Below are 19,716 nucleotides of genomic sequence, written 5' to 3' on the forward strand. Positions count from 1 at the left end.
GAGGTCTCCTTGGGCGTGTTCTGTATGCGGATCAGGCGGGCGTGGCGAGGGTCGACGAAAGCGCGTCGGCCAGTGCCCGCATGTCGGTAAAGACGTGGCGCGCGCCGGCGGCCAGCAGACGTTGTGTGGCGACTGCCGGCATATGCGCCACGCCGGCAAAGCCGAATACGGTCAGGCCGGCGGCTCGGGCGGCGCGCACGCCGGTGTCACTGTCTTCAATGACGAGGCATTGCGCGGGGCTGGCGCCCAGGCCCGCGCAGGCTGCGAGGTACACATCCGGTGCCGGCTTGGGTCGCGGTGTTTCGTAGGCGCTATAGATGTGTGGGCCAAATACGTCGAGCAGGCCTGCTCTGCGCAGGCTTGCTTCAATGCGCGGGCGGCTGCTGTTGCTGGCGACCGCCTTGGGCTGCGGCAACGTGGCGAGCAGGTTGGCAATGCCGGGCACCGGCTGCGATTGCGTGGCGCAGTCGTGTTCGACGTCGGCCAGCACGCCGGCCAGTTGTGTGTCGGACAGATGAAAGCCGATGCTGCTCTGCAACTCGCTCAGCAGTGCCATCGTGTTCATGCCCAGGCGCGGTTCAAGCATCTCTTCCAGCGCGGCGGACGAAAGATGCGGCACGTGCGGACCGAGCGTGCGGATCAGCGCGCGCAGCGCCACCGACTCGCTGTCGATCAGCACGCCGTCGCAATCGCAGATGAGGTAGGCGGGGGCGCGCGCGTTGGCATATTCGTTGGCATGTGGCGTCATTTCACGGCCCCGAACGTCAGGCCGCGCACCAGTTGCCGTTGTGCCAGCCAACCCAACACGAGGATCGGCGCAATCGCCAGGACCGACGCCGCCGACAATTTCGCCCAGAACAGCCCCTCCGGGTTGGAGTACGACGCAATGAAGACGGTGAGCGGCGCCGCATCGATGCTGGTCAGGTTCAGGCTCCAGAAGGCTTCGTTCCACGACAGGATGAGCAGGAGCAGCGCGGTGGAGGCCAGGCCCGGCAGCATCGTCGGCAGCAGCACGTAGACGAGTTCCTGCCAGAGGTTGGCGCCGTCCATGCGCGCGGCTTCCAGAATCTCGCGCGGCACGTCGTTGCAGTAGGTGAAGACCATCCACACGGCAATCGGCAGGTTGGCGAGCGTGTAGACGATGACGAGCGCCGTGATGGAGTCCAGCAGCCCCGCCGTCTTGGCAAGCAGGTACACCGGTAGCAGCACGCCCACGGCGGGCATCATCTTGGTCGACAGCATCCACAGCAGGACCTGCTGCGTGCGCTTGTTCGGGAAGAACGCCATCGCATAGCCCGCCGGGATGGCAATCGCCAGCGCCAGCAGCGTAGAGATGATCGACACCGCCAGCGAGTTTCCGAGAAAGCTCGGGTAATGCGCGCGCTCCAGCACCTCGCGGAAGCTGTTGAGCGTGGGCGTGAACCAGAGCGTGGGCGTATAGGCGTCCTGCTCGGTCTTGAAGGCGGTCAGCGTTGCCCAGGCGATGGGGAAGAACAGCACCAGGGCGATCGCCCACGCCAGCACTCCGGCCAGCCGCGTGCGCCAGGTTGCGGTGAGGGTGCTCATTGCTCGTGCACTCCCTTCAGGTTGCGAGCCAGCATGCGAACGAGGAAGAACGCCACCACGTTTGCCAGCACCACGGCCACGATGCCGCCCGCCGACGCAATGCCGATATCGAACTGCTGCAAGCCGAGGCTGTAGACAAAGTAGGCGAGGTTGGTGGTGGCTGTGCCGGGGCCGCCGGCGGTGGTGGTGTGGATCTCGGCAAAGATCGAGAGCAGGAAGATGGTTTCGATCATCACCACCACGGCAATCGCGCGCTTCAGGTGCGGCAGCACGATGTGCCAGAAGATGCGCACGGGGCTCGCGCCGTCGAGCTGCGCGGCTTCCTTCTGCTCGGGGTCGAGCGATTGCAGCGCCGTCAGCAGGATCAGGAAGGCAAACGGCGTCCACTGCCACGCCACGATGATGATCACGGAGAGCATCGGCTGCGTCGCGAGCCAATCCACCGGCTCGGCACCGAACAGGCGCGCCACCCAGGCTGCCAGGCCGTACACGGGGTGCAGCATCATGTTCTTCCAGATGAGCGCCGCCACCGTCGGCATGACAAAGAACGGGCTGATCACGAGAATGCGCGCCACGCCGCGCCCCGCAAACGGCTGGTCGAACAGCACCGCCAGCAGCGTGCCGGCCACGACGCTGATCACCAGCACCGAGCCGATCAGCACCAGCGTGTTGCCGATGGCCGGCCAGAAGGCGGGGTCTTCGATCAGGAAGCGGTAGTTGTCGAGCCCCGCCAGGCCGGTCTGATCTGGGTTGAGCAGGTTGTAGCGGCTGACGGAGAAATACAGCGTCATCGCCAGCGGCACCGTCATCCACAGCAGCAGGACCAGCACCGACGGCGACACCAGCAGCGTCGGCAGCCAGCGCCGCGCGCCGTTTTGTGGTTGTACGGGCTGTGCGGGTGACGGTGTACCGCCCATGCCGTTCACCCGCGACTCCAATACATGTTCCATGACACCTCCCGGCGCAGCAGCGGCTGCATCACTTCAGATAGCCGCCCTGGCGCATTGCGCGCTGTGCCTGCGATTGCGAGACGCGGAGTGCGTCGTCCACCGTCGTCTTGCCTGTGAGCGCGCCGGCAATCGCCTGGCCAACCACCGTGCCCAGCGACTGGAACTCCGGAATCGTCACGAACTGCACGCCGGTGTAAGGCACTTTCTGTGCGGATGGATCGTTCGGGTTGGCGGTCTCGATGGCGTGGCGCACGAAGCTCGAGAACGGCGCGGCTTTCTGGTAGGCCGGGTCGTCATACGTCGATGCGCGCGTGCCCGGCGGCACTTCGCCCCAGCCCTGCGCCTTGGCCACGGCGCGGATGTACTCCTTCGATGTCGCCCACGCCGCAAATGTCTTGGCAGCCTCCGGCGATTTCGACGACTTCGGCACCGCGAGCGCCCAGATCCACAGCCAGTGCGAGCCCTTCGGTGTGCTGGCGATGGGTGCATTCGCAAAGCCCACCTTGTCGGCCACCTTGGAATCCTTCGCGCTGCTGACCATGCCGGCCGCGACCGTGGCGTCGATCCACATGCCGCACTTGCCGCCCGAGAACAGCACCAGGTTTTCGTTGAAGCCGTTGCTGCTTGCCCCCGGCGGGCCGTATTTCTTCAGCAGGTCGACATACGTGTTGACCGCCTGTTTCCATTGCGGCGTGTCGATGGTCGGCTGCCATTTCTCGTCGAACCAGCGGCCGCCGAACGTATTGACCATGGTGGATACCAGCGCCATGTTTTCGCCCCAGCCCGCGCGGCCGCGCAAGCAGATGCCGTACACACCCTTGGCGGGGTCGTGCAGCTTGGCGGCGAACTTGGCGATGTCGTCATACGTCGGCTGCTCGGGCATCTTCAGGCCCGCCGCGTTGAACAGATCGCGCCGGTAGTACGTCATCGAGCTTTCGGCATAGAACGGCACGGCGAACAGCTTGCCGCCCTGCGAGAGGCCATCGCGCACCGTCGGCAGCAGATCGGCCGCGTCATAGCTGGCGGGCATGTCCAGCGGTGTGAGCCAGCCTTTCTTGGCCCACAGCGGCGCTTCGTAGCCGCCGATGGTCATCAGGTCGAACTGGCCGCTGCCGGTGGCGATGTCGGTGGTCACGCGCTGGCGCAGCACGCCTTCTTCCAGCGTGACCCAGCGCAGTTTGATGTCGGGGTGCGCCTGCTCGAACTGGCTCGACAGTTTCTGCAGCACGATCATGTCGGGGTTGTTGATCGTGGCGATCGTGAGCGTGGTGGGCGCGGCGTGCGCGGAAATGGCGGTAAAAGCCGGGAGGGCAGCGAGGGCGGTCAGCTTGAGTAGCCGGGATGGGCGGGCCATCCCGCGCAGCAGCGTGCGGAACATGCAGTCGTCTCCTTTCTTGGAATGTGGCGATGCGGGCGCACCGCCTGGACTTGCTTCGGGATTTGAGCAATTGTCCGTGTTGTGAGCAAATAATCGGATGCGATGTTGCTCTTGTCAAGCAAATGCTCGTTGAAAGAGCAAAAGCACGCTACGATGCATCCCATATCGCCGAGGTTCTAGAGGAGGCGCTGCGTGTCCAAGCAGCAGGAAAAACGAGACCAGGCTGCGCGTGCAGCGTGGCTTTACTACGTGGGCAACCACACGCAACACGACATCGCCGAGCAACTGGGCGTGTCGCGCCAGATCGCCCAGCGGTTGATCGCCTATGCGGTGGAGCACGGGCTGGTGAAGGTGCGTGTGACGCATCCGGTGTCAGCGTGTCTGGAGTTGGCGGAGAGCCTGCGCAGCCGTTTCCGGCTGGAGACCTGCCATGTGGTGCCGGCCAGTGCCGACGATGCAGACGCTGCCCAACGCATGATTGCCGTGGCCGCCGCGGAAGTCATGGAGCGCTACCTGCTGGCCGATGCGCCGCGCGTGGTGAACGTCGGCTCGGGCCGCACGCTGCGCGCCGCGATCGACCAACTGCCGGACCTTGACCGGCCGCAGCACCGCATTGTCTCGATGGTTGGGGCGATTGCGGCGGATGGGTCGTCCAACCGCTACGACGTTGCACTCGCCGCCGCGGAGAAAACCCGCAGCCGCTACTACTTGCTGCCCGCGCCGCTCGTTGCCGACAGCGCCGAAGACACGCGCCAGTGGTGCCACCACCGGCTCTACGGCGTGGTGGCCGATTTGGCAGCGCAGGCGGATGTCACCTTCATCGGGGTCGGCACGATCGGGCCGGGTTGCGCATTGCAGGTCGATGGCTTCATCAGCGCGAAGGATGTGGATGATCTGCTCGCCCATGGCGCGGCCGGCGAGTTGATCGGCAGGCCGATCGATGCCCAGGGTCGTTTGCTGGAGGCGCCGCTGCAGACCCGCATCACGAGCTTGCCGCTCAGGCCGATGCCCTCTCGCCCCGTCATCGCCATTGCTGGCGGTGTGGCCAAGGCGGGCGCGATCGGGGCGGCCTTGCGAGGCGGCTGGCTGACCGGCCTTGTGACCGACGAAGCCTGCGCGCAGCAGATCCTGGCTGCATTGGACTGAACCCACCACACCGACGACGCAATGCTCGAACTCCGCCCGACCTGCGAACACTGCAACACGGCGCTGCCGCCCGATGCGACCCACGCGCGCATCTGTTCATTCGAATGCACGTTCTGCGCGACGTGTGCAGACGGCGTGTTCGGCAATGTCTGTCCGAACTGCGGGGGCGGCTTTACGGCACGGCCGATCCGCCCGTCGAAGGATTGGAAGAACGGCAACTTCCTGGGCAAGCACCCGGCCAGCACGACAGTCAAGCATCGTCGCGCAGACTTGGCCGCGCATGCCGAATTGGCGGCGGCTGTCGGCGCCACGCTGCCGGAAAAGCGCTGATGGTCTAACGCGCTGCAGGCGCCGGTAACACCGGCGTGACCTTGTAGCCGCGTGCCGCCAGCAGCGCCGGAATCCCCTTGGGCCCGATCATGTGCAACGCGCCCACGGCGCCAAACACGCGCTGGCCGCTGTTGTGCACGCGCGCGATGTTTTCGGCCATGGCGCGGTTGCGGTTCGTCACGAGGCGTTGGAAGGCGCGTTTGTCCGACGCCGTTTTCAGGCAATCGCACCACTGGGGGTAGTGCTCCAGCGTACTGATGTCGCTGTCGGCCCAGGCGTTGGCGAGCGTGAGCGTCTGTGTGCGCGCCTCGCCTGATTCAATCGCGTCGAGCACGGTATCGAATTGCTGAGCGACCTCGTTCTTCGGCACGATCTCGTTGAGCACGCGCACCTGCTGCGCCAGCGTTTCGAGCGGCACGATGGGCAAATGCACGCTCTTGGCGTAGGTCGTCAGAAACAGGTCAATGCCGAAATCCGGATAGAGCCCGTCTGTGCGCACTCCCAGCACCGCCAGCGAGGCCAGTTGCATGGTCGGCTGAAACTTGCGGATCTGTGTGAGCGCCGTGTCGGGCAGGCACGCGGCGGAGAGCAGCTTGTTGAAGCGTTCACCGCGCCGGCCCGCCATGAGGCGGCGATCTTCGGCCGTGTTGTGTGCGATGAGCGGTTTGCGGTCGGTGCCCTTGTCGAGCAGGTCGAGTTCGAGCGCGATGCTGTCCACCTGCTGAAGCGCGCTGCGCACGGTGGGGCCGGGCAGCATCCAGTCGGCCCGCGCAACATGGATCGTCCCGTAGAGCCACGAGGTGTGACCGTTCTTTTCGATACGCCAGAGCAGGCCGTGGTCGGTCGCGCGTTGCGCGGCGGCGGCCCAGCCGTCCTTGGGGATGAAGCTGGAGGCCGGGGGCGGACAGTTCGTGGCCGGGGCCTGTGCCTGTGCTGGCGTTGCATCTTGCGCGACAGCGGCGCCCGCGCCCGTCAGCAGAAAAAACGCGGCCGCCAGCGCGCGCCACGTGGTGCGATTGCGTGCCATTTGGCTGCTCCCCGAAATATTGTTGTGGTCGTCTGTGCAGTTTAGCGGGCGCGGGCCATTGCATCCCACGTGACGATCAGCGGCGCTACTTGCTCAACCGCGGCGGCACGGCATGCGCGCCTCGCGTCTCGCGAAACCACAGCGCCAGGCTTTCATCTTCCAGCGCGTAGGCGCCGCGGGACTCCTTCCAGATCAGGTTCTTGTCGCGCAGCGCATCAAGCGCGGCTTGCACCGTGGCGGTGGAAAACTCGCTGTGGCCGAGCTTGGCCGCATATGCCTTCATCGAGTCTTCCGAAAACGGCGAGTAGCCTTGCCCGCGCTCGATCAGCACCGCCAGCACGGCACGCTGGATTTCGGTCAGCGCGCTGTAATCGCTCTCGATCTCGCCCCAGATGCGGTCGCGAAACCCCTGCGCGCCGCGCTTGAGCAGCTCGCCCAGGCTGGCGGCTTCGCCCAGCTCCAGGGCGATCTCGCTGACGATGCCTTTGAGCATCTCCGGCCGGTGGCCGACCAACTGGAAGGCGGCAAACATGTCGTCTTCCTTGAACTGGTTGTTCGGCGCCAGGTGCTGGTTGACCCACGCCGTGTACGCCGACACATACGGCCGGCCCAGCAGCGGGAAGTTGGTCACGCGCGAGCCGAAGAACGGCTGTGTGCGATTGAGCAGCAGGTTGGCAAGCTTGTCGCGGTTCGACCCCGTAAAGACGAGGAAGAGGCGCGGTTCTTCCACCCCCTGGTTCATCTGGTCCCGCGCGGCCTTGAGCGCGAACATGGCGTTGGTGCCGGCCTCGGTGGACAGCGCGTGCTGCGCCTCGTCGATGATCAGCACGACGGGCCGCTGCACTGCTTTGTAAAGCACATCCAGCGCATCGGCCAGGGTGATGCCCGGCGGCAGCCCGATCTTGCCGAGGTTGAACGTGAAGGTGCGTAACACGTCGACCTTCTCCATGCCGGCCTGCTTGGCGAGCTTGGCGATCGGCCCGTCGAACTGGGCCAGCTTGGTCTTGATAGCGTCGGCGATCAGTAATCCGGGGTCGCGGGCACGGTCGGCCCATAGATCCACGTAGATGGCGATCCACTTGCGGCGTTCGACCTCCGGCACCAAGTCTTCGCGCAGGAACGTGCTTTTGCCGGTGCGCCGGGGCGCCGCCAGGAACAGGCCGGAGCGCGCATCGGCCAAGCCCTTGCCTTCCAGGCTGTCACACAGCGTGTTGGCAAGGTCCTGGCGGTGGAAGTTGAAGCGGCCGGTATCAGTGTCGGAATCCATGGAAAGCCCTGTTTTAGACCTGATTATGAGAGTCGGTATAAATTATAGTTGATCCAATAATTAAGGCTAATTCCAATCCAAGCGCCCGTCGATTTCCGCCGATTTTGCCTATGCGCGGCACTGTGCCGCAGGCAATTCGGGGAACCGTGTGCAGCGCTATACTCGCCACATTCTGACGTTGTCCATCCATGCTCCATCGCCGTTGGCTCTTCCTCGTCTGGCTTGCGATCGTACTGAACGTACTGTCGCCGGTGCTCGCTTCCGCACGCGCGGCCGCCACGGGCACGCTGGCCGTCGAGCTGTGTAGCGCAACGGCACCGCATGGCAGCACCGTCCAGGTCGCCATCGACGTGCAAGGCGATGGCTCCGCCGACGATTCGGCCGCCCACCACAGCGTGGCGCACTGTCTGTATTGCCCGGGGTTTGCCGCCGGGCTGGCGCTGGCCTCGTTGCCGGCGCTCGATGTTCCTTCCGCCCATTTCGTCTATCGCGTGCGGCAGCCGGCCACCCCGGCGCCCGTCTACGCGCGCAGTGCGCTGCGCGTGGCCGAGTCGCGCGCGCCTCCTGTGTCTGCGTCGTTGTCGATCTGACGCGCCTGCGGACGTAGCTCCGTGGCGCCTTTGCGTTCGGCCTGCTTGGGCCGACGCCATCGCAATCCGGAGACCGTCCGATGTCATTCCACAAGCGCGCCGGGGCCGCCGCCCCTAGGCGCACGCTGGTGTGCCGTGCTGCGCTCGCGCTGGGCGCAGCGGCACCACTGTCTGCTTTTGCTGCCGAGGACGCGGCATCTGCGCCCGTGCCTGTCATGCAGGAACTTGCTCCCACCGTGGTGCGGGCCAACGCCAACCTCGCGCCGTTCGCTCGCAATACGCCGGCGGTCGTGCAGAGCGTCACAGCCGATCAACTGGCCGACCGCAACGTCGTCACCACCGAAGACGCCGTCAAATACCAGCCCAACGTGATGGTGCGCCGCCGCTTCATTGGCGACCGCAACTCCATCTTCGCCGGCCGCGACTTCAACGAGATTCAAAGTGCACGCGGCCTGCTGTATGCCGACGGCATCCTGCTCTCGAACTTGCTGGGTTCCAGCTACAGCTTCCCGCCGCGCTGGTCGATGGTCGGGCCGGACGACCTGGCGCGCGTCGATATTCTGTATGGGCCGTTCTCTGCGCTGCTGCCGGGTAACTCGATGGGCACGACCATCGCGATGACGTTGCGCCGGCCCGAAAAGTTCGAGGCCGCCGCGCAGACGCAAGTGATGAGCCAGCACTACAACGATGCCTACGGCTTTTCCCGCAACGTCACCGGCAACCACGAGAGCGCCTCGCTGGGCGACCGGATCGGCAAGTTCTGGTATGCGCTGTCGGTCGACCGGCTGGAGAACGACAGCCAGCCGATGCAATACGCCACACCCAACTCCAGGTTCACGGCGGGCGGCACGCCCGTGCCGGTCACGGGTGCGCGGCAGGATCTGGGGCCCAACGGCCAGCCGCGCGTGATTCTCGGGCCGCAGATGCTCGAGCGCACGCAGCAGCTGCAAGAGACGCTGCGATTCGGCTACGTGTTCAGCGACAGCCTGGAGGCATCGCTCACGCTGGGCCATTGGGAGAACCATTACAACGATCAGGCGCTCAGCTTCCTGCGCGATGCCGCCGGCAACGTGGTCACGGGCGGCAATGTGCTGATCAACGGCACGCCATACACGATCGCCCCGAACACCTTTGCCCCGCAAAACGGCGACCAGGAAAACTGGCTCTACGGCCTGGGCGTGAAGGGCAAGATCAGTGGCTGGAAGATCGATACCAACGCATCGGCCTACAACGTTTCGCGCGACATCCTGCGCGCGTCGAACACAGCGGCCGGCAATGGACCCGGCACGGTGTTCTACGGCGACGGCACCGGCTGGTCCAACTTCGACATCAAGGCGACGTCGCCCACGGTGTCCGGCCATACCTTCACGACCGGTTACCACTACGACCAATACCACCTGCGCAACCAGACCTTCAACGCGACGAACTGGTCGGCGGAAACGCTATCCACGTTGAAGTCCAGTTACCAAGGCGACACGCAAACGCAGGCCGTGTTCCTGCAGGACGCATGGGCGTTTGCGCCGCGCTGGCTCGCCACGCTGGGCCTGCGCTATGAAAGCTGGCGTGCCTACAACGGCCAGCTCGGCAACGGCACGAGCAGCTTGGGCTACGCTAGCCGCACCGAAGACGCGTTCTCGCCCAAGGCGGCCATCCAATGGCAGGCCACGCAAGACACGCTGCTGCGCCTGTCGTACGGCCGTGCGGTGCGCTTTCCGACGGTGGCGGAGCTGTTCCAGGGCACGATCAGCGGCAACACGATCGTCAACAACGATCCGAACCTCAAGCCGGAACGCACCAACGATTTCGACTTCACCGTCGAGCAGGCTGTGCCTTACGGCGTGCTGCGTACCAGCCTGTTCCAGAGCGACGTGCGCGACAGCATCTACACGCAGACCAACATCACCGTCACGCCCAACGTGACGAACGTGCAGAACGTCGATCGCGTGCGCACGCGCGGCATCGAACTGGCGTACTCGGGGCAGGACGTTTTGCAGGATGCGGGCGTGCGTGGCGTGGACGTCGAAGCCAACGTCGCCTTCACGCAATCGAAGACGCTGGCCGACGCCGCGAACCCGACCTACGTCGACAAGACCTGGCCGCGCATGCCGCGCGTGCGCGCCAATCTCTTTGCGAGCTGGCATGCCACGCCTGACTGGACAGTCGGCGCGGGCGTGCGGTACTCCGGCCGCCAATACGGCACGCTCGACAACACCGATGTGCTGCCGAACGTCTACGGTGGCACCAGCAGCTTCTTCACCGTGGATCTCAAGGCCAGCTACCGCATCGACAAGCACGTCACGCTGGCGCTGGGCGTCGACAACCTGACCGACCGGCGGTATTTCGTGTATCACCCGTATCCGTCGCGCACCTTCTATGGACAACTGAAATGGCGTCTGTAATGCAGTCGATTCCTCGATTCCTAGCCGGTGCGCTGCTGGCTTTTGCGGCAACGCTGGCGCTCGCGCACGAAGGTCATGATCACGGCGCCATGGCAGGCAAAGCTGCCGCCAAACCGCAGCTCGCCACGTCGGCGGCGTTCGACAAGGCAGGGCGCTTGTGGGTGACGTGGGCGGAAGGGCCGCATGTGGTGGTCGCCTCGTCCAACGATCTCGGCAAGACGCTGTCCACGCCGCAGCGCGTGAACCCGCAACCCGAGCCGATCTATACCGACGGCGAGAACCGCCCCAAGGTCATCGCCAGCCCGGACGGTGCGCTCTATGTGAGTTGGTCGCGCCCGCTCGATGCGCCGTACACGGGCTTCGTACGTTTCTCGCGCTCGCTTGACGGCGGCAAGACGTGGAGCGCGCCGGTCACCGTGCACCACGACCGCCAGCCGATTACGCACCGCTTCGATTCGATTGCGGTCGATGGCGCCGGCCGCATCTTCGTCACGTGGATCGACAAGCGTGACCTGCTGCGCGCGCAGGCAGCCAAACAGCCGTACGACGGCGCGGCAGTGTATTACACCGTGTCGACCGACCGTGGCGCCACCTTCGCGCCCGAGCGCAAGATCATCGACCAGACCTGCGAATGCTGCCGCATTGCGCTGGCGCCCGATGCCGACGGCCACATGCTCGCGCTGTGGCGCAACGTGTTTGCCGGGCAGATTCGTGACCACGCATTGGCGACATTACCGATCGATAACACGCCGCTTGCCGTCACGCGGGCAACGTTCTCGGAGTGGCGCGTCGATGCGTGTCCGCACCATGGTCCCGCGTTGGTCGTGACGGCCGATGGTGTGCGGCACATGGCGTGGTTTTCCGTACTGCACGACAAGCCGGGGCTGTTCTACAGCCGGCTTTCGGCCGACGGCAAACCGATCGGCGAGGCTTGGGGTTTTGCCGGTTCGCCACAAGCCGGCGCGCAGGCATCGCACCCCGCATTGCTCGCCGCGGACGGCGCGCTGTGGCTGGTCTGGAAACAATTTGCCGACGACCGCATGCAGATCCTGCTGCGCAAATCCACGGACGGCGGCGCGCACTGGACAGCGCCCGCCAGCCTGGCAAGCACCAATGGCGGCAGCGACCACCCGCAACTGCTGGCACGCGATGGCCATGTCTATCTGTCGTGGCGCACGCAGGCCGAGGGCTATCGGCTGATCGATATCGGCAATGTCACTTCGTCCAATCCATCGTTGGAGGCATCCGAATGAAGATTCGATGGAAATCGTTTGCGGTGGGCGTGGCGTTATCCGCCGCCGCCTTCACCACCACCTTCGCCGCCCAGGCCGCAGGTGCGCTGCAGTTCCAACCGTTGCATGCCCGCGATGTGCCGGCACTGCTGCAGACGCCGCACGCGCGCCCGCTCATCGTCGAAATCTGGTCATTGGAGTGCGGCTACTGCCGCGAGAACATCGCCCGGATCGCGCAATGGCGGCGCACCGCCAAGCAAGATGTGGATGTGGTGATGGTGTCGATGGACGGTCCCGACCAGGCCGAGATGCTGAACCGTGCGCTGGCACCGCTGGCCCGCGACGGAAAGATCGGCATTGCACGTGTGCCGCAATACGCCAATGCCGAAGACATGCCGGAGCGCCTGCGCGCCGCGCTTGATCCCGGCTGGCAGGGCGAGATGCCGCGCACGATCATCCTGCGTCCTGACGGCAAGCGTCATGCATCGAGCGGGTTGCTGACACCGCAGGCGCTGGACACGGCGCTCAGGGATTAATCAGAAATGACACGGACCCCCCTCGTTGTTGGGGTATGGCGGGGGGCGCGCACTTTTTATAATGGCCTCGCTTTGTGAATTCCGGCGCATTGCTCGTTCACAAAGCACACCCGACCATCTTTCGTCGTCAAAGGCTGAAGATGTTAAGCCCGCCCGCCCCCCGGCCCGCGGGCTTTTTCTTTGCCCGCTCGATACTGGATTGGTATTGAACGGGCCTGTGCTGCGGGGGGCGGATGATAACGCGCCGTCAGCGCGCTGTCGCCTGCGAAGAAGAGGGGTATGCCGTGGAAGGTTGCTCTGCGTCGTTGGATGCGGCTCCCAGGCCCACCGATAGGGCGGCCAGCAAGACCGCAACACCACGCGCGATATAAAACACCGCTTGCGCCCCCGCCATTTCCGGCTCGGCAGAGGCGGTTTCAGCAATGTGGGCGTGCCAGGCACCGCGCGTCGCGCGGTGGGCCAGCGGATCGCGATAGGCGCGTGGCGCGGCCGTGCGGTGTGCGGGATGAGGTTGCATGTGGGACATGGCGGTTCTCCTCATGCTCAAACGTGCGACCAGGCGCGCCAGAACAGCAGCGCCGTCATCGAAAAACCGAAGGTGGAAATCAACGCCCGCACAACCGGCACCGGCAAGCGCTTGCCGACATGCGCGCCCAGATAACCGCCCAGCGCGGCTGCTACCAGCATGACCAGCGTCTGTGGCCACCACACCATCCTGGCAAGTGCAAAACAGGCTACGGCGACGAGGTTGGTCGCGCCCACCAGCAGCGTGCGCGAGGCGTTCAATGCTTTGATGTCGTCGTGGCCGAACAGTGCCCAGACCGCCATCATCATGATCCCCACCGCGCCGCCAAAATAGCCGCCATAGATAGCCAACGCACCTTGCGCGACCAGCAATGTCGTGCGCCCGATCTGCATGCGCTGGCGCAGCCACACACCGGCCTGTTTGCCGAAGGTAAATGCGAGCGAGCCGATCAGCAGCAGCCACGGCACGATGAAATCGAACGCGCGGGACGACGTATTCATCAACAGCAGCGCGCCGAGCAGTCCGCCGACAAGGCTGATCGCGACCATGGCCCGCATCGAGACCTGCCCGAACCCGCGATAGTCCCCGCGATACGCCCACGCCGATGTGGCCGCGCCGGGCAGCAGCGCCACCGTGCTCGACGCATTGGCAAACACCGACGGCACACCCGCGAACATGAGCGCGGGCAGCGTGACAAACGAGCCGCCGCCCGCCAGTGCATTCATCATGCCGGCGAGCAGGCCCGCGCCAAAAAGCAGCAGCGTGGTGGATTCCATTGGGGGCGATGTCTGGGATGTTTTGTTTTTAGGTGCCTCAGTTTCGGACACTGGCGACCCCGCCGCAATGTGCGATACATTGACCTAGCCTCAGTGCAAGACTGAGGCTGGCGATAATTTTGAGATGCATCGTGCGCTTTGACCTGACCGACCTCCGACTCTTCCTCCATACCGCCGAAGCCGGCAGCATCACGGCGGGGGCCGAGCGTGCGCACCTGACATTGGCGTCGGCGAGCGCGCGCATCCGCGGGATGGAAGACACGCTCGGCGTCCCGCTGCTCACGCGCAACCGGCGCGGTGTGGAAACGACCGCAGCCGGCCGCACGCTCGTCCACCACGCCCGCGTCGTCCTGCAACAGATGGATCGCATGCGCGGCGAGCTGGGCGAATACGCGCGCGGTCTCAAGGGTTACGTGCGGCTGCTTTCCAACACGGCGGCCATGACCGAGTTCTTGCCGGAAACGCTCAGCGCGTTTCTGGCCGCACACCCTGAAGTCGATGTCGATCTGGAAGAGCTGGTCAGCCACGAGATTGTCGAAGCGATTGCGCAGGGGCGCGCCGACATCGGCATCGTCAACGACGCGGTCGACCTGTCCGGGCTGGAGACCTTTCCGTTCCGCCACGACCGCCTCGTGCTGGTGACCGCGCGCGACCACCCGCTGGCCGAGCGCCGCGAATTGGCCTTCGTTGAAACCTTGCAGGAAGATTTTGTCGGCCTGACGGGCGACAACGCATTGCAGGCCTATCTGGCGGGGCACGCCGCCCGCGCCGGCCATCGGCTCAAATACCGCGTGCGGCTGCGCAGCTTCGACGCCGTCTGCCGCATGGTGGAACGCAACGTGGGCGTGGGCGTCATTCCCGAGCATGCGGCGATCCGGCTGCAGCGCTCCATGGGCATCCGCCGTGTGCGCCTGACCGACGCCTGGGCGACGCGCCTGCTGCGCATCTGCGTGCGCCATTTCGATGATCTGCCTGTCTTCGCACGCCAGTTGATCGAGCATTTGCGCGAGGCCTGAGTGCGTTGCGCGTCCGTCATTTGGCGGAGGGATGTTGTTTGAACTCGCGCCGGTGAAAACCGGTCGGTACACTGCAAGCAGTTGCGGGCTGCCCAGCTACAGACGTGCGGCGCCGCACCAACCTTCCGCTCATGGAGCACATCATGGCGTCTGCCAGTGTTCCCCCAGGTGTTCCGCCGATCGGCCTGCTGCACGCGGCGCGTGCACTGCGCATCTATCGGCGCCACGAGATCCATGCGCTGGCGTGGATCGCGCTGGGCGTGTGCCTGCGCACTCCGGCGCCTATGGCCGCCATCAGCGTAGCGTTGCTCATCGTGTGCGCGTGGTCGCTCACACGGCACATCCAATATATGAAGCCCCTGTATGAACTGCCGGTGTTCAGCCGCCTGCTGGCACACAGCGGCATGGCATTCGCGGCCATCAATGCGGCGCTGTTGGCGGTGGAACTGGCCACGGGCGCCGGACGCGGCGCATGGTTCGACGCCGACGGCTGGCTTGCGCCGGCCTGGCCGCAGATACTGCCCGACATGGCCGGCACGATCGAGCTGATGCTGGTCAGCGCTCAGTGGATCGTCGTGCTGGGTGCCGTGGTTGCCGCAGCGGCCTGGGCGTGGCTGAGCCTGGGCGGCGGCCGCTCGCTGCGTTTTCCGCCGCGCTCGCAATGAGCGCATGGCTCGGGAGAATCCGGGCTGGTCTGGCGGAGGAATTCCTCCTATAAGTGGCGATGTTGGTTGCAGGTGCGTTTCCGTAGCGCCCGGACGAGGCGCGTGCAGTTGGAGCGTGCATAACGCCGCGCTCCGAACCCAAGGAGACAGGCATGACATCGCTGGACGCTTTCCTGCGGTGCCGCGACTTTCTGCTCGCGCACCGTGAGGATTACGACACCGCCGTGCGCGATTTTGTATGGCCCGAGTTGGATCGTTTCAACTGGGCGCTGGATTATTTCGACGCCATGGCGCGCGGCAACGACGCCATCGCCCTGTGGGTGGTCGACGATCAGGGAAACGAGACGCGGCTGTCGTTCGCACAGATGGCGGAGCGCTCGGCGCGCGTGGCCAACCATTTGCGGGCGCTGGGCGTGCAGCGCGGTGATCGCATCCTGCTCATGCTCGGCAACGTGCCGGGGCTGTGGGATGTGATGCTCGCCAGCATCAAGATCGGCGCGGTCATCATTCCGGCCACGACGCTGCTCACGGCAGAAGACCTGCGCGAACGCATTGCCATGGGTGAGGTGAGCCACGTGGTGGTCGGCGGGGCAGATTGCGCCAAGCTGGACGCGGTCTCAGGCACATTCACACGCATCGCGGTCGGTACGGACAAGGCGCCGGCCGGCTGGCACCGTTTTGAAGACGCCTACGATGCCTCCGCTGAATTCAAGCCCGACGCACCAACGCAGGCCAGCGATCCGTTGTTGCTGTATTTCACGTCCGGCACCACGTCCAAACCCAAACTCGTGATGCATACGCATGCGAGCTATCCGGTGGGGCATCTGTCGACGCTGTACTGGATCGGCCTGCGCCCCGGTGATGTGCACTGGAACATCAGCTCGCCGGGCTGGGCCAAGCACGCGTGGAGCTGCTTCTTCGCGCCGTGGAATGCCGGCGCCACCGTCTTCATCTACAACTACGCGCGCTTCGAGCCCAAGGCGGCGCTCGATGTGCTGTGCCGCGCCAAGGTGACGACGCTGTGCGCACCCCCCACGGTGTGGCGCATGCTGATCCAGGAAGACCTGGCCGCGTGGAAACCCGCGCTGCGCGAACTCGTGGGCGCAGGCGAGCCGCTCAACCCCGAGGTGATCGAACGGGTGCGCGCCGCGTGGGGCATCACCATCCGCGACGGCTACGGCCAGACCGAAACCACCTGCCAGATCGGCAACAGCCCCGGGCAACCGGTCAAGGCGGGCTCGATGGGCCGGCCGCTGCCGGGCTACCGCATCACGCTGCGCGACCCCGACGGCCACGAGGCGGAGGAGGGCGAGATCTGCATCGAATTGAATGCACGCCCGACCGGCCTGATGGAGGGCTACGCCGGCAACCCCGACAAAACCGCCGAGGCCATGCGCGGCGGCGTGTATCACACCTCCGACATTGCGGCGCGCGATGACAGCGGCTACCTGACTTACGTCGGCCGCGCCGATGACGTATTCAAGGCATCGGATTACCGAGTCAGCCCGTTCGAGCTGGAGAGCGTGCTGATCGAGCACCCGGCCATCGCCGAGGCCGCCGTTGTGCCGAGCCCCGACCCACTCCGTCTGGCCGTGCCGAAGGCTTTCCTGGTGCTGCGCGCGGGGCACGAAGCCGGGCCGGAACTGGCGCGCGACATCCTTGGCTTTTGCCGTAGCCGATTGGCTTCGTACAAGCGCGTGCGCCGCATCGAGTTTGCCGATCTGCCCAAAACCATCTCAGGCAAAATCCGGCGCGTCGAATTGCGCATGCGTGAAGCCACGCGCAGCGAAAGCGCCGCGGGCGTACGCAACCTGCAGGAATATTGGGAAGAGGATTTCCCGGCCGATTAATCGTGCGTTGAGCTTTGGCACTCACGGAACGTGCGGCCCCCCGACCGCACGTTCCGCTGCGCCAGCGCTATCAGCGCGACGAGCGCGGGACCAGCCGCAGTTGACGCGCGCGATCCAGATCGTAGGCCGGCACGCCACCGTGCGGCAGCGAGGCACGAGAAGCGGCCAGGTCGCGGCCGCGCACGATGACCGGTGCGAGCGAGCCAGCGCGGATCAGGTCCGACGCAGCCAATTCGATCCAGTCGCGGTAATTGCGATAGACCTCTTCGGCCGTGATTTTTTGATGCGCGCAATCGCAAAGCGAGAGCGCTTCAGATGTGACGAAACAGCTCACGACCTTGCCGTCGACGATGGCTTGGAAGAACAGGTCGCCTACGGACCTGAAGGTCTTGCCGGTGAATGAAATGTTCATGATGCTCCCCCATTGATCAGGCGCGCCGGTTGAGCGGCGAGCCCCACATGCCGCTTTCGCGGCGCAATGGCCACATGCAGGAGCGTTGTTTCCGAATGGAGGGATGACGATGCTCCAGATGCTGAATCCATCCGGATGCGATTGACCCAGTGAAGCGGGTCGGACTATCCCTCGGTGCCGTTATACGGTCTGTCAATTCGGTGGTTGACTGCGGGTTCGCTCTCGCGCTGCGACCTTCCCCGTACAAAATTCCTTTATGTTTTTTTGGTTACCACAATTGGTGCATCAGCCCGACACCGACGGTGATCGAGATGGCCAGAATCCAGAGCAAAACGGTGGAGGTGCGCGTTGCCGGAAGGCGTGTTTGAAAAAGGCGCCGACGCGTAGGGATCACCTGCCAATTAGCAGGGTGACGTTCCCACCCCAGGCGAGCACTCAAGCTCGCTGTTCCCCGTTTGATTGTTCCCATGGCCCGCTCCCGAAAGCTCGCCGCTGCCGCGTATTTAGTTTTATTTAAATCTACTATTCTTCGGTTGCATTCTAGGACACTCTCTGCAGACCGCTAGCGCCCCTTGGCATGATTCTTATCCTCCATTTGGCTCATAAACGGGAGGTTTAGGACATATTGGGGGTTCGAATATGAAGTGATTTTCATCACTCGCCAAGACGATTAATCGACGCGCAAACGCTTACGTTTGAAACGCATACCGATGGAGTCCCCGCAACCTGCCTGCAAGGTGCCGCCGATACAGTCATGCGCGTTCGCGGAGGACATGTTGCAAGACTGCACAGCAGCAGGCACCCCTGCGTCAAAACAGCGAAATACCACGCGTGCTGCGGTACAGTGCCGCCGGGCTGGCTAGGCATCAGAAAACGAGCAGGACATCGACATGACGCAAGCAAGACGCGCCCAGAACAACAGGGCGTTCGCAGGGTTCGGGCGAGGGACGGGCGCCGCTTTGGTGGCATGGGCAGCGTTGGTGGCAACGGCCGCGGCGCACGCGGGTGTACCGAGCTTGGAAACGCGCCGTGCCGCCGTGGAATCCACACTCGCGAATGCCGGCAGTTGTCAGCGCTTGGGCGATTACTACTGGGAAATCGGTGACGCCCATGGCGAACTGATGCACGGTCAGCGGGGCCAGCGGATCGGGCCCAACAAGACGGTGCGGCTGGCATCGGCATCCAAATGGGTGTTTGGTGCCTACGTGGTGGAGCGTGCGCAAGGTAAGCCCACACCTGCCGAAATCGATGCGCTCACCATGCGCTCGGGCTACGACGGGCTCAATCCTCTGCTGTGCAATCGCAACGACACCGTGCAAAGCTGCTTTGCGCGCGGCCGTAACGCGACCTTCACGCCTGGGCACGTTGGCCGCTTCAGCTACAACGGCGGCCATGATCAGAAGCTGCTGATGGATCTCGGTCTGGGCCGTGCCGACGCCGAGGCGCTCAACAACGACCTCGACCGCCAGCTTGCCAATGCTCCGGGCCTGCGCGATTCCGGCCAGCCACTCGGCATTCGCTACCTCGCACCTGAACCGGCCGGCGGAATGATCGCCACACCGGCGGCTTATGGCCAGTTCTTGCGTCGCCTCATTCGCGGCGAATACCAGCTCGGCAAGATGCTCGGCCAGCATGCTGTTTGCACCGAGCCGGGCACGTGCTCAACCGCTGTCAGCACCCCGGCCGCACTGCCGTGGCATTACGCGCTCAACTACTGGATCGAGGACCAGCCCGGCGGCGACGGTGCGTTCAGCTCTGCCGGCGCCTTCGGCTTCTATCCGTGGATCACCGCTGACAAGCAGCACTACGGCATGCTCGTGCGCGAGACTCTGGCCCCCCGGGCCTATGTGCGCAGCGCGGCATGCGGCGCACTGATCCGCCGTGCCTTTGCCGAAGGCAAGCCGCAGCACGCAGCAGAAGGTGCCAGCAGCGCCGATTTTGCCGACTGACGAACGCTGTAGATCAAGCGGGCAAGCCATCGCCTAACGTGGTTGGAGGTGGCGCCGCATCCTGTCGGCACCCTCCGTACCTCGGCACGCCGGTTGCGACG

Annotated in this window: 19 protein-coding genes; 10 read left to right on the plus strand and 9 right to left on the minus strand. The window is 64.8% G+C overall.

Going from position 1 to position 19,716, the window contains the following annotated elements; translation table 11 throughout:
• Positions 1-31 precede the first annotated feature (31 nt).
• The 4 genes from ACTJK4_RS09320 to ACTJK4_RS09335 are packed head-to-tail and all read right to left on the minus strand — an operon-like array spanning position 32 to position 3,870.
• Positions 32-748 (minus strand): HAD family hydrolase, encoded by a 717-nt coding sequence (locus ACTJK4_RS09320; protein WP_440817677.1) that lies wholly within the window; start codon positions 746-748, stop codon positions 32-34.
• Positions 745-1,566 (minus strand): carbohydrate ABC transporter permease, encoded by an 822-nt coding sequence (locus ACTJK4_RS09325; protein ID WP_260801485.1) that lies wholly within the window; start codon positions 1,564-1,566, stop codon positions 745-747. The genes ACTJK4_RS09320 and ACTJK4_RS09325 overlap by 4 nt, the downstream gene beginning before the upstream one ends.
• Positions 1,563-2,516: a carbohydrate ABC transporter permease gene (locus ACTJK4_RS09330; protein ID WP_373407717.1), complete on the minus strand. Its 954-nt coding sequence runs from the start codon at positions 2,514-2,516 to the stop codon at positions 1,563-1,565. Before ACTJK4_RS09330 ends, ACTJK4_RS09325 begins: the two co-directional genes overlap by 4 nt.
• A gap of 28 nt (positions 2,517-2,544) precedes the next feature.
• On the minus strand, positions 2,545-3,870 hold the full coding sequence (locus tag ACTJK4_RS09335; RefSeq protein WP_373407719.1) for an ABC transporter substrate-binding protein: 1,326 nt from the start codon (positions 3,868-3,870) through the stop codon (positions 2,545-2,547).
• Positions 3,871-4,086: 216 nt separating this feature from the next.
• Between ACTJK4_RS09335 and ACTJK4_RS09340 the strand changes: the two genes are divergently transcribed.
• Both ACTJK4_RS09340 and ACTJK4_RS09345 read left to right on the plus strand, forming a co-directional pair.
• Positions 4,087-5,040, plus strand: coding sequence for a sugar-binding transcriptional regulator (locus tag ACTJK4_RS09340; RefSeq protein WP_440817681.1), 954 nt, complete (start codon positions 4,087-4,089; stop codon positions 5,038-5,040).
• A gap of 21 nt (positions 5,041-5,061) precedes the next feature.
• A complete protein-coding gene (locus ACTJK4_RS09345) occupies positions 5,062-5,370 on the plus strand; it encodes a DUF1272 domain-containing protein (protein ID WP_440817684.1) in 309 nt (102 codons plus the stop codon).
• Positions 5,371-5,374: 4 nt separating this feature from the next.
• On the opposite strand, the gene ACTJK4_RS09350 is transcribed toward ACTJK4_RS09345, so the two are convergent.
• Together ACTJK4_RS09350 and ACTJK4_RS09355 are read right to left on the minus strand one after the other, a co-directional pair.
• Positions 5,375-6,397, minus strand: coding sequence for a TraB/GumN family protein (locus tag ACTJK4_RS09350; protein ID WP_440817686.1), 1,023 nt, complete (start codon positions 6,395-6,397; stop codon positions 5,375-5,377).
• A gap of 85 nt (positions 6,398-6,482) precedes the next feature.
• A complete protein-coding gene (locus tag ACTJK4_RS09355; protein WP_440817688.1) occupies positions 6,483-7,664 on the minus strand; it encodes a hypothetical protein in 1,182 nt (393 codons plus the stop codon).
• Positions 7,665-7,852: 188 nt separating this feature from the next.
• Here ACTJK4_RS09355 and ACTJK4_RS09360 point away from each other — a divergent pair, with 188 nt between their 5' ends.
• The 4 genes from ACTJK4_RS09360 (at position 7,853) to ACTJK4_RS09375 (ending at position 12,421) form a co-directional block, all read left to right on the plus strand.
• Positions 7,853-8,254 carry a DUF2946 domain-containing protein gene (locus ACTJK4_RS09360; RefSeq protein WP_232039846.1) on the plus strand — a complete coding sequence of 134 codons (402 nt, stop codon included), beginning with the start codon at positions 7,853-7,855 and terminating at the stop codon, positions 8,252-8,254.
• Between the two features lie 80 nt (positions 8,255-8,334).
• Complete coding sequence (locus ACTJK4_RS09365) at positions 8,335-10,653, plus strand: TonB-dependent receptor (protein ID WP_440077359.1); 2,319 nt, start codon at positions 8,335-8,337, stop codon at positions 10,651-10,653.
• Entirely contained in the window at positions 10,653-11,906 is a 1,254-nt protein-coding gene (locus ACTJK4_RS09370) for an exo-alpha-sialidase (RefSeq protein WP_440078068.1), read from the plus strand. Before ACTJK4_RS09365 ends, ACTJK4_RS09370 begins: the two co-directional genes overlap by 1 nt.
• Positions 11,903-12,421 carry a hypothetical protein gene (locus ACTJK4_RS09375; protein WP_440077358.1) on the plus strand — a complete coding sequence of 173 codons (519 nt, stop codon included), beginning with the start codon at positions 11,903-11,905 and terminating at the stop codon, positions 12,419-12,421. The genes ACTJK4_RS09370 and ACTJK4_RS09375 overlap by 4 nt, the downstream gene beginning before the upstream one ends.
• Before the next feature lie 247 nt (positions 12,422-12,668).
• On the opposite strand, the gene ACTJK4_RS09380 is transcribed toward ACTJK4_RS09375, so the two are convergent.
• Both ACTJK4_RS09380 and ACTJK4_RS09385 read right to left on the minus strand, forming a co-directional pair.
• Positions 12,669-12,947 (minus strand): hypothetical protein, encoded by a 279-nt coding sequence (locus ACTJK4_RS09380; protein ID WP_232039843.1) that lies wholly within the window; start codon positions 12,945-12,947, stop codon positions 12,669-12,671.
• Between the two features lie 17 nt (positions 12,948-12,964).
• On the minus strand, positions 12,965-13,723 hold the full coding sequence (locus tag ACTJK4_RS09385) for a sulfite exporter TauE/SafE family protein (protein ID WP_440077357.1): 759 nt from the start codon (positions 13,721-13,723) through the stop codon (positions 12,965-12,967).
• Between the two features lie 131 nt (positions 13,724-13,854).
• On the opposite strand from ACTJK4_RS09385, the gene ACTJK4_RS09390 reads away from it, so the two are divergent.
• From ACTJK4_RS09390 to ACTJK4_RS09400, 3 genes are all read left to right on the plus strand, one after another.
• Complete coding sequence (locus ACTJK4_RS09390) at positions 13,855-14,739, plus strand: LysR substrate-binding domain-containing protein (protein WP_147218306.1); 885 nt, start codon at positions 13,855-13,857, stop codon at positions 14,737-14,739.
• Between the two features lie 143 nt (positions 14,740-14,882).
• Positions 14,883-15,404, plus strand: coding sequence for a hypothetical protein (locus ACTJK4_RS09395; protein ID WP_440077356.1), 522 nt, complete (start codon positions 14,883-14,885; stop codon positions 15,402-15,404).
• 152 nt (positions 15,405-15,556) lie between these two features.
• A complete protein-coding gene (locus ACTJK4_RS09400) occupies positions 15,557-17,254 on the plus strand; it encodes an AMP-binding protein (RefSeq protein WP_232039839.1) in 1,698 nt (565 codons plus the stop codon).
• 70 nt (positions 17,255-17,324) lie between these two features.
• On the opposite strand, the gene ACTJK4_RS09405 is transcribed toward ACTJK4_RS09400, so the two are convergent.
• The gene (locus ACTJK4_RS09405) at positions 17,325-17,666 is read right to left on the minus strand and encodes a DUF1488 family protein (RefSeq protein ID WP_004627574.1); all 342 of its coding nucleotides are present in this window, start codon (positions 17,664-17,666) and stop codon (positions 17,325-17,327) included.
• Positions 17,667-18,556: 890 nt separating this feature from the next.
• Here ACTJK4_RS09405 and ACTJK4_RS09410 point away from each other — a divergent pair.
• Complete coding sequence (locus ACTJK4_RS09410) at positions 18,557-19,615, plus strand: hypothetical protein (RefSeq protein WP_433867874.1); 1,059 nt, start codon at positions 18,557-18,559, stop codon at positions 19,613-19,615.
• Positions 19,616-19,716: the final 101 nt, after the last annotated feature.

This window comes from Ralstonia sp. 22111 (assembly GCF_052045895.1).
Taxonomy (GTDB): Bacteria; Pseudomonadota; Gammaproteobacteria; order Burkholderiales; family Burkholderiaceae; genus Ralstonia; species Ralstonia wenshanensis.

Bases quoted from the DNA above. Each gene is read 5' to 3' on its own strand.
- ACTJK4_RS09330 (WP_373407717.1), bottom strand. From the start codon at position 2,516: ATGGAACATGTATTGGAGTCGCGGGTGAACGGCATGGGCGGTACACCG.
- ACTJK4_RS09375 (WP_440077358.1), top strand. From the start codon at position 11,903: ATGAAGATTCGATGGAAATCGTTTGCGGTGGGCGTGGCGTTATCCGCC.
- ACTJK4_RS09350 (WP_440817686.1), bottom strand. From the start codon at position 6,397: ATGGCACGCAATCGCACCACGTGGCGCGCGCTGGCGGCCGCGTTTTTT.
- ACTJK4_RS09370 (WP_440078068.1), top strand. From the start codon at position 10,653: ATGCAGTCGATTCCTCGATTCCTAGCCGGTGCGCTGCTGGCTTTTGCG.
- ACTJK4_RS09405 (WP_004627574.1), bottom strand. From the start codon at position 17,666: ATGAACATTTCATTCACCGGCAAGACCTTCAGGTCCGTAGGCGACCTG.
- ACTJK4_RS09360 (WP_232039846.1), top strand. From the start codon at position 7,853: ATGCTCCATCGCCGTTGGCTCTTCCTCGTCTGGCTTGCGATCGTACTG.
- ACTJK4_RS09395 (WP_440077356.1), top strand. From the start codon at position 14,883: ATGGCGTCTGCCAGTGTTCCCCCAGGTGTTCCGCCGATCGGCCTGCTG.
- ACTJK4_RS09400 (WP_232039839.1), top strand. From the start codon at position 15,557: ATGACATCGCTGGACGCTTTCCTGCGGTGCCGCGACTTTCTGCTCGCG.
- ACTJK4_RS09345 (WP_440817684.1), top strand. From the start codon at position 5,062: ATGCTCGAACTCCGCCCGACCTGCGAACACTGCAACACGGCGCTGCCG.
- ACTJK4_RS09320 (WP_440817677.1), bottom strand. From the start codon at position 748: ATGACGCCACATGCCAACGAATATGCCAACGCGCGCGCCCCCGCCTAC.
- ACTJK4_RS09325 (WP_260801485.1), bottom strand. From the start codon at position 1,566: ATGAGCACCCTCACCGCAACCTGGCGCACGCGGCTGGCCGGAGTGCTG.
- ACTJK4_RS09385 (WP_440077357.1), bottom strand. From the start codon at position 13,723: ATGGAATCCACCACGCTGCTGCTTTTTGGCGCGGGCCTGCTCGCCGGC.
- ACTJK4_RS09355 (WP_440817688.1), bottom strand. From the start codon at position 7,664: ATGGATTCCGACACTGATACCGGCCGCTTCAACTTCCACCGCCAGGAC.
- ACTJK4_RS09410 (WP_433867874.1), top strand. From the start codon at position 18,557: ATGACGCAAGCAAGACGCGCCCAGAACAACAGGGCGTTCGCAGGGTTC.
- ACTJK4_RS09335 (WP_373407719.1), bottom strand. From the start codon at position 3,870: ATGGCCCGCCCATCCCGGCTACTCAAGCTGACCGCCCTCGCTGCCCTC.
- ACTJK4_RS09380 (WP_232039843.1), bottom strand. From the start codon at position 12,947: ATGTCCCACATGCAACCTCATCCCGCACACCGCACGGCCGCGCCACGC.
- ACTJK4_RS09365 (WP_440077359.1), top strand. From the start codon at position 8,335: ATGTCATTCCACAAGCGCGCCGGGGCCGCCGCCCCTAGGCGCACGCTG.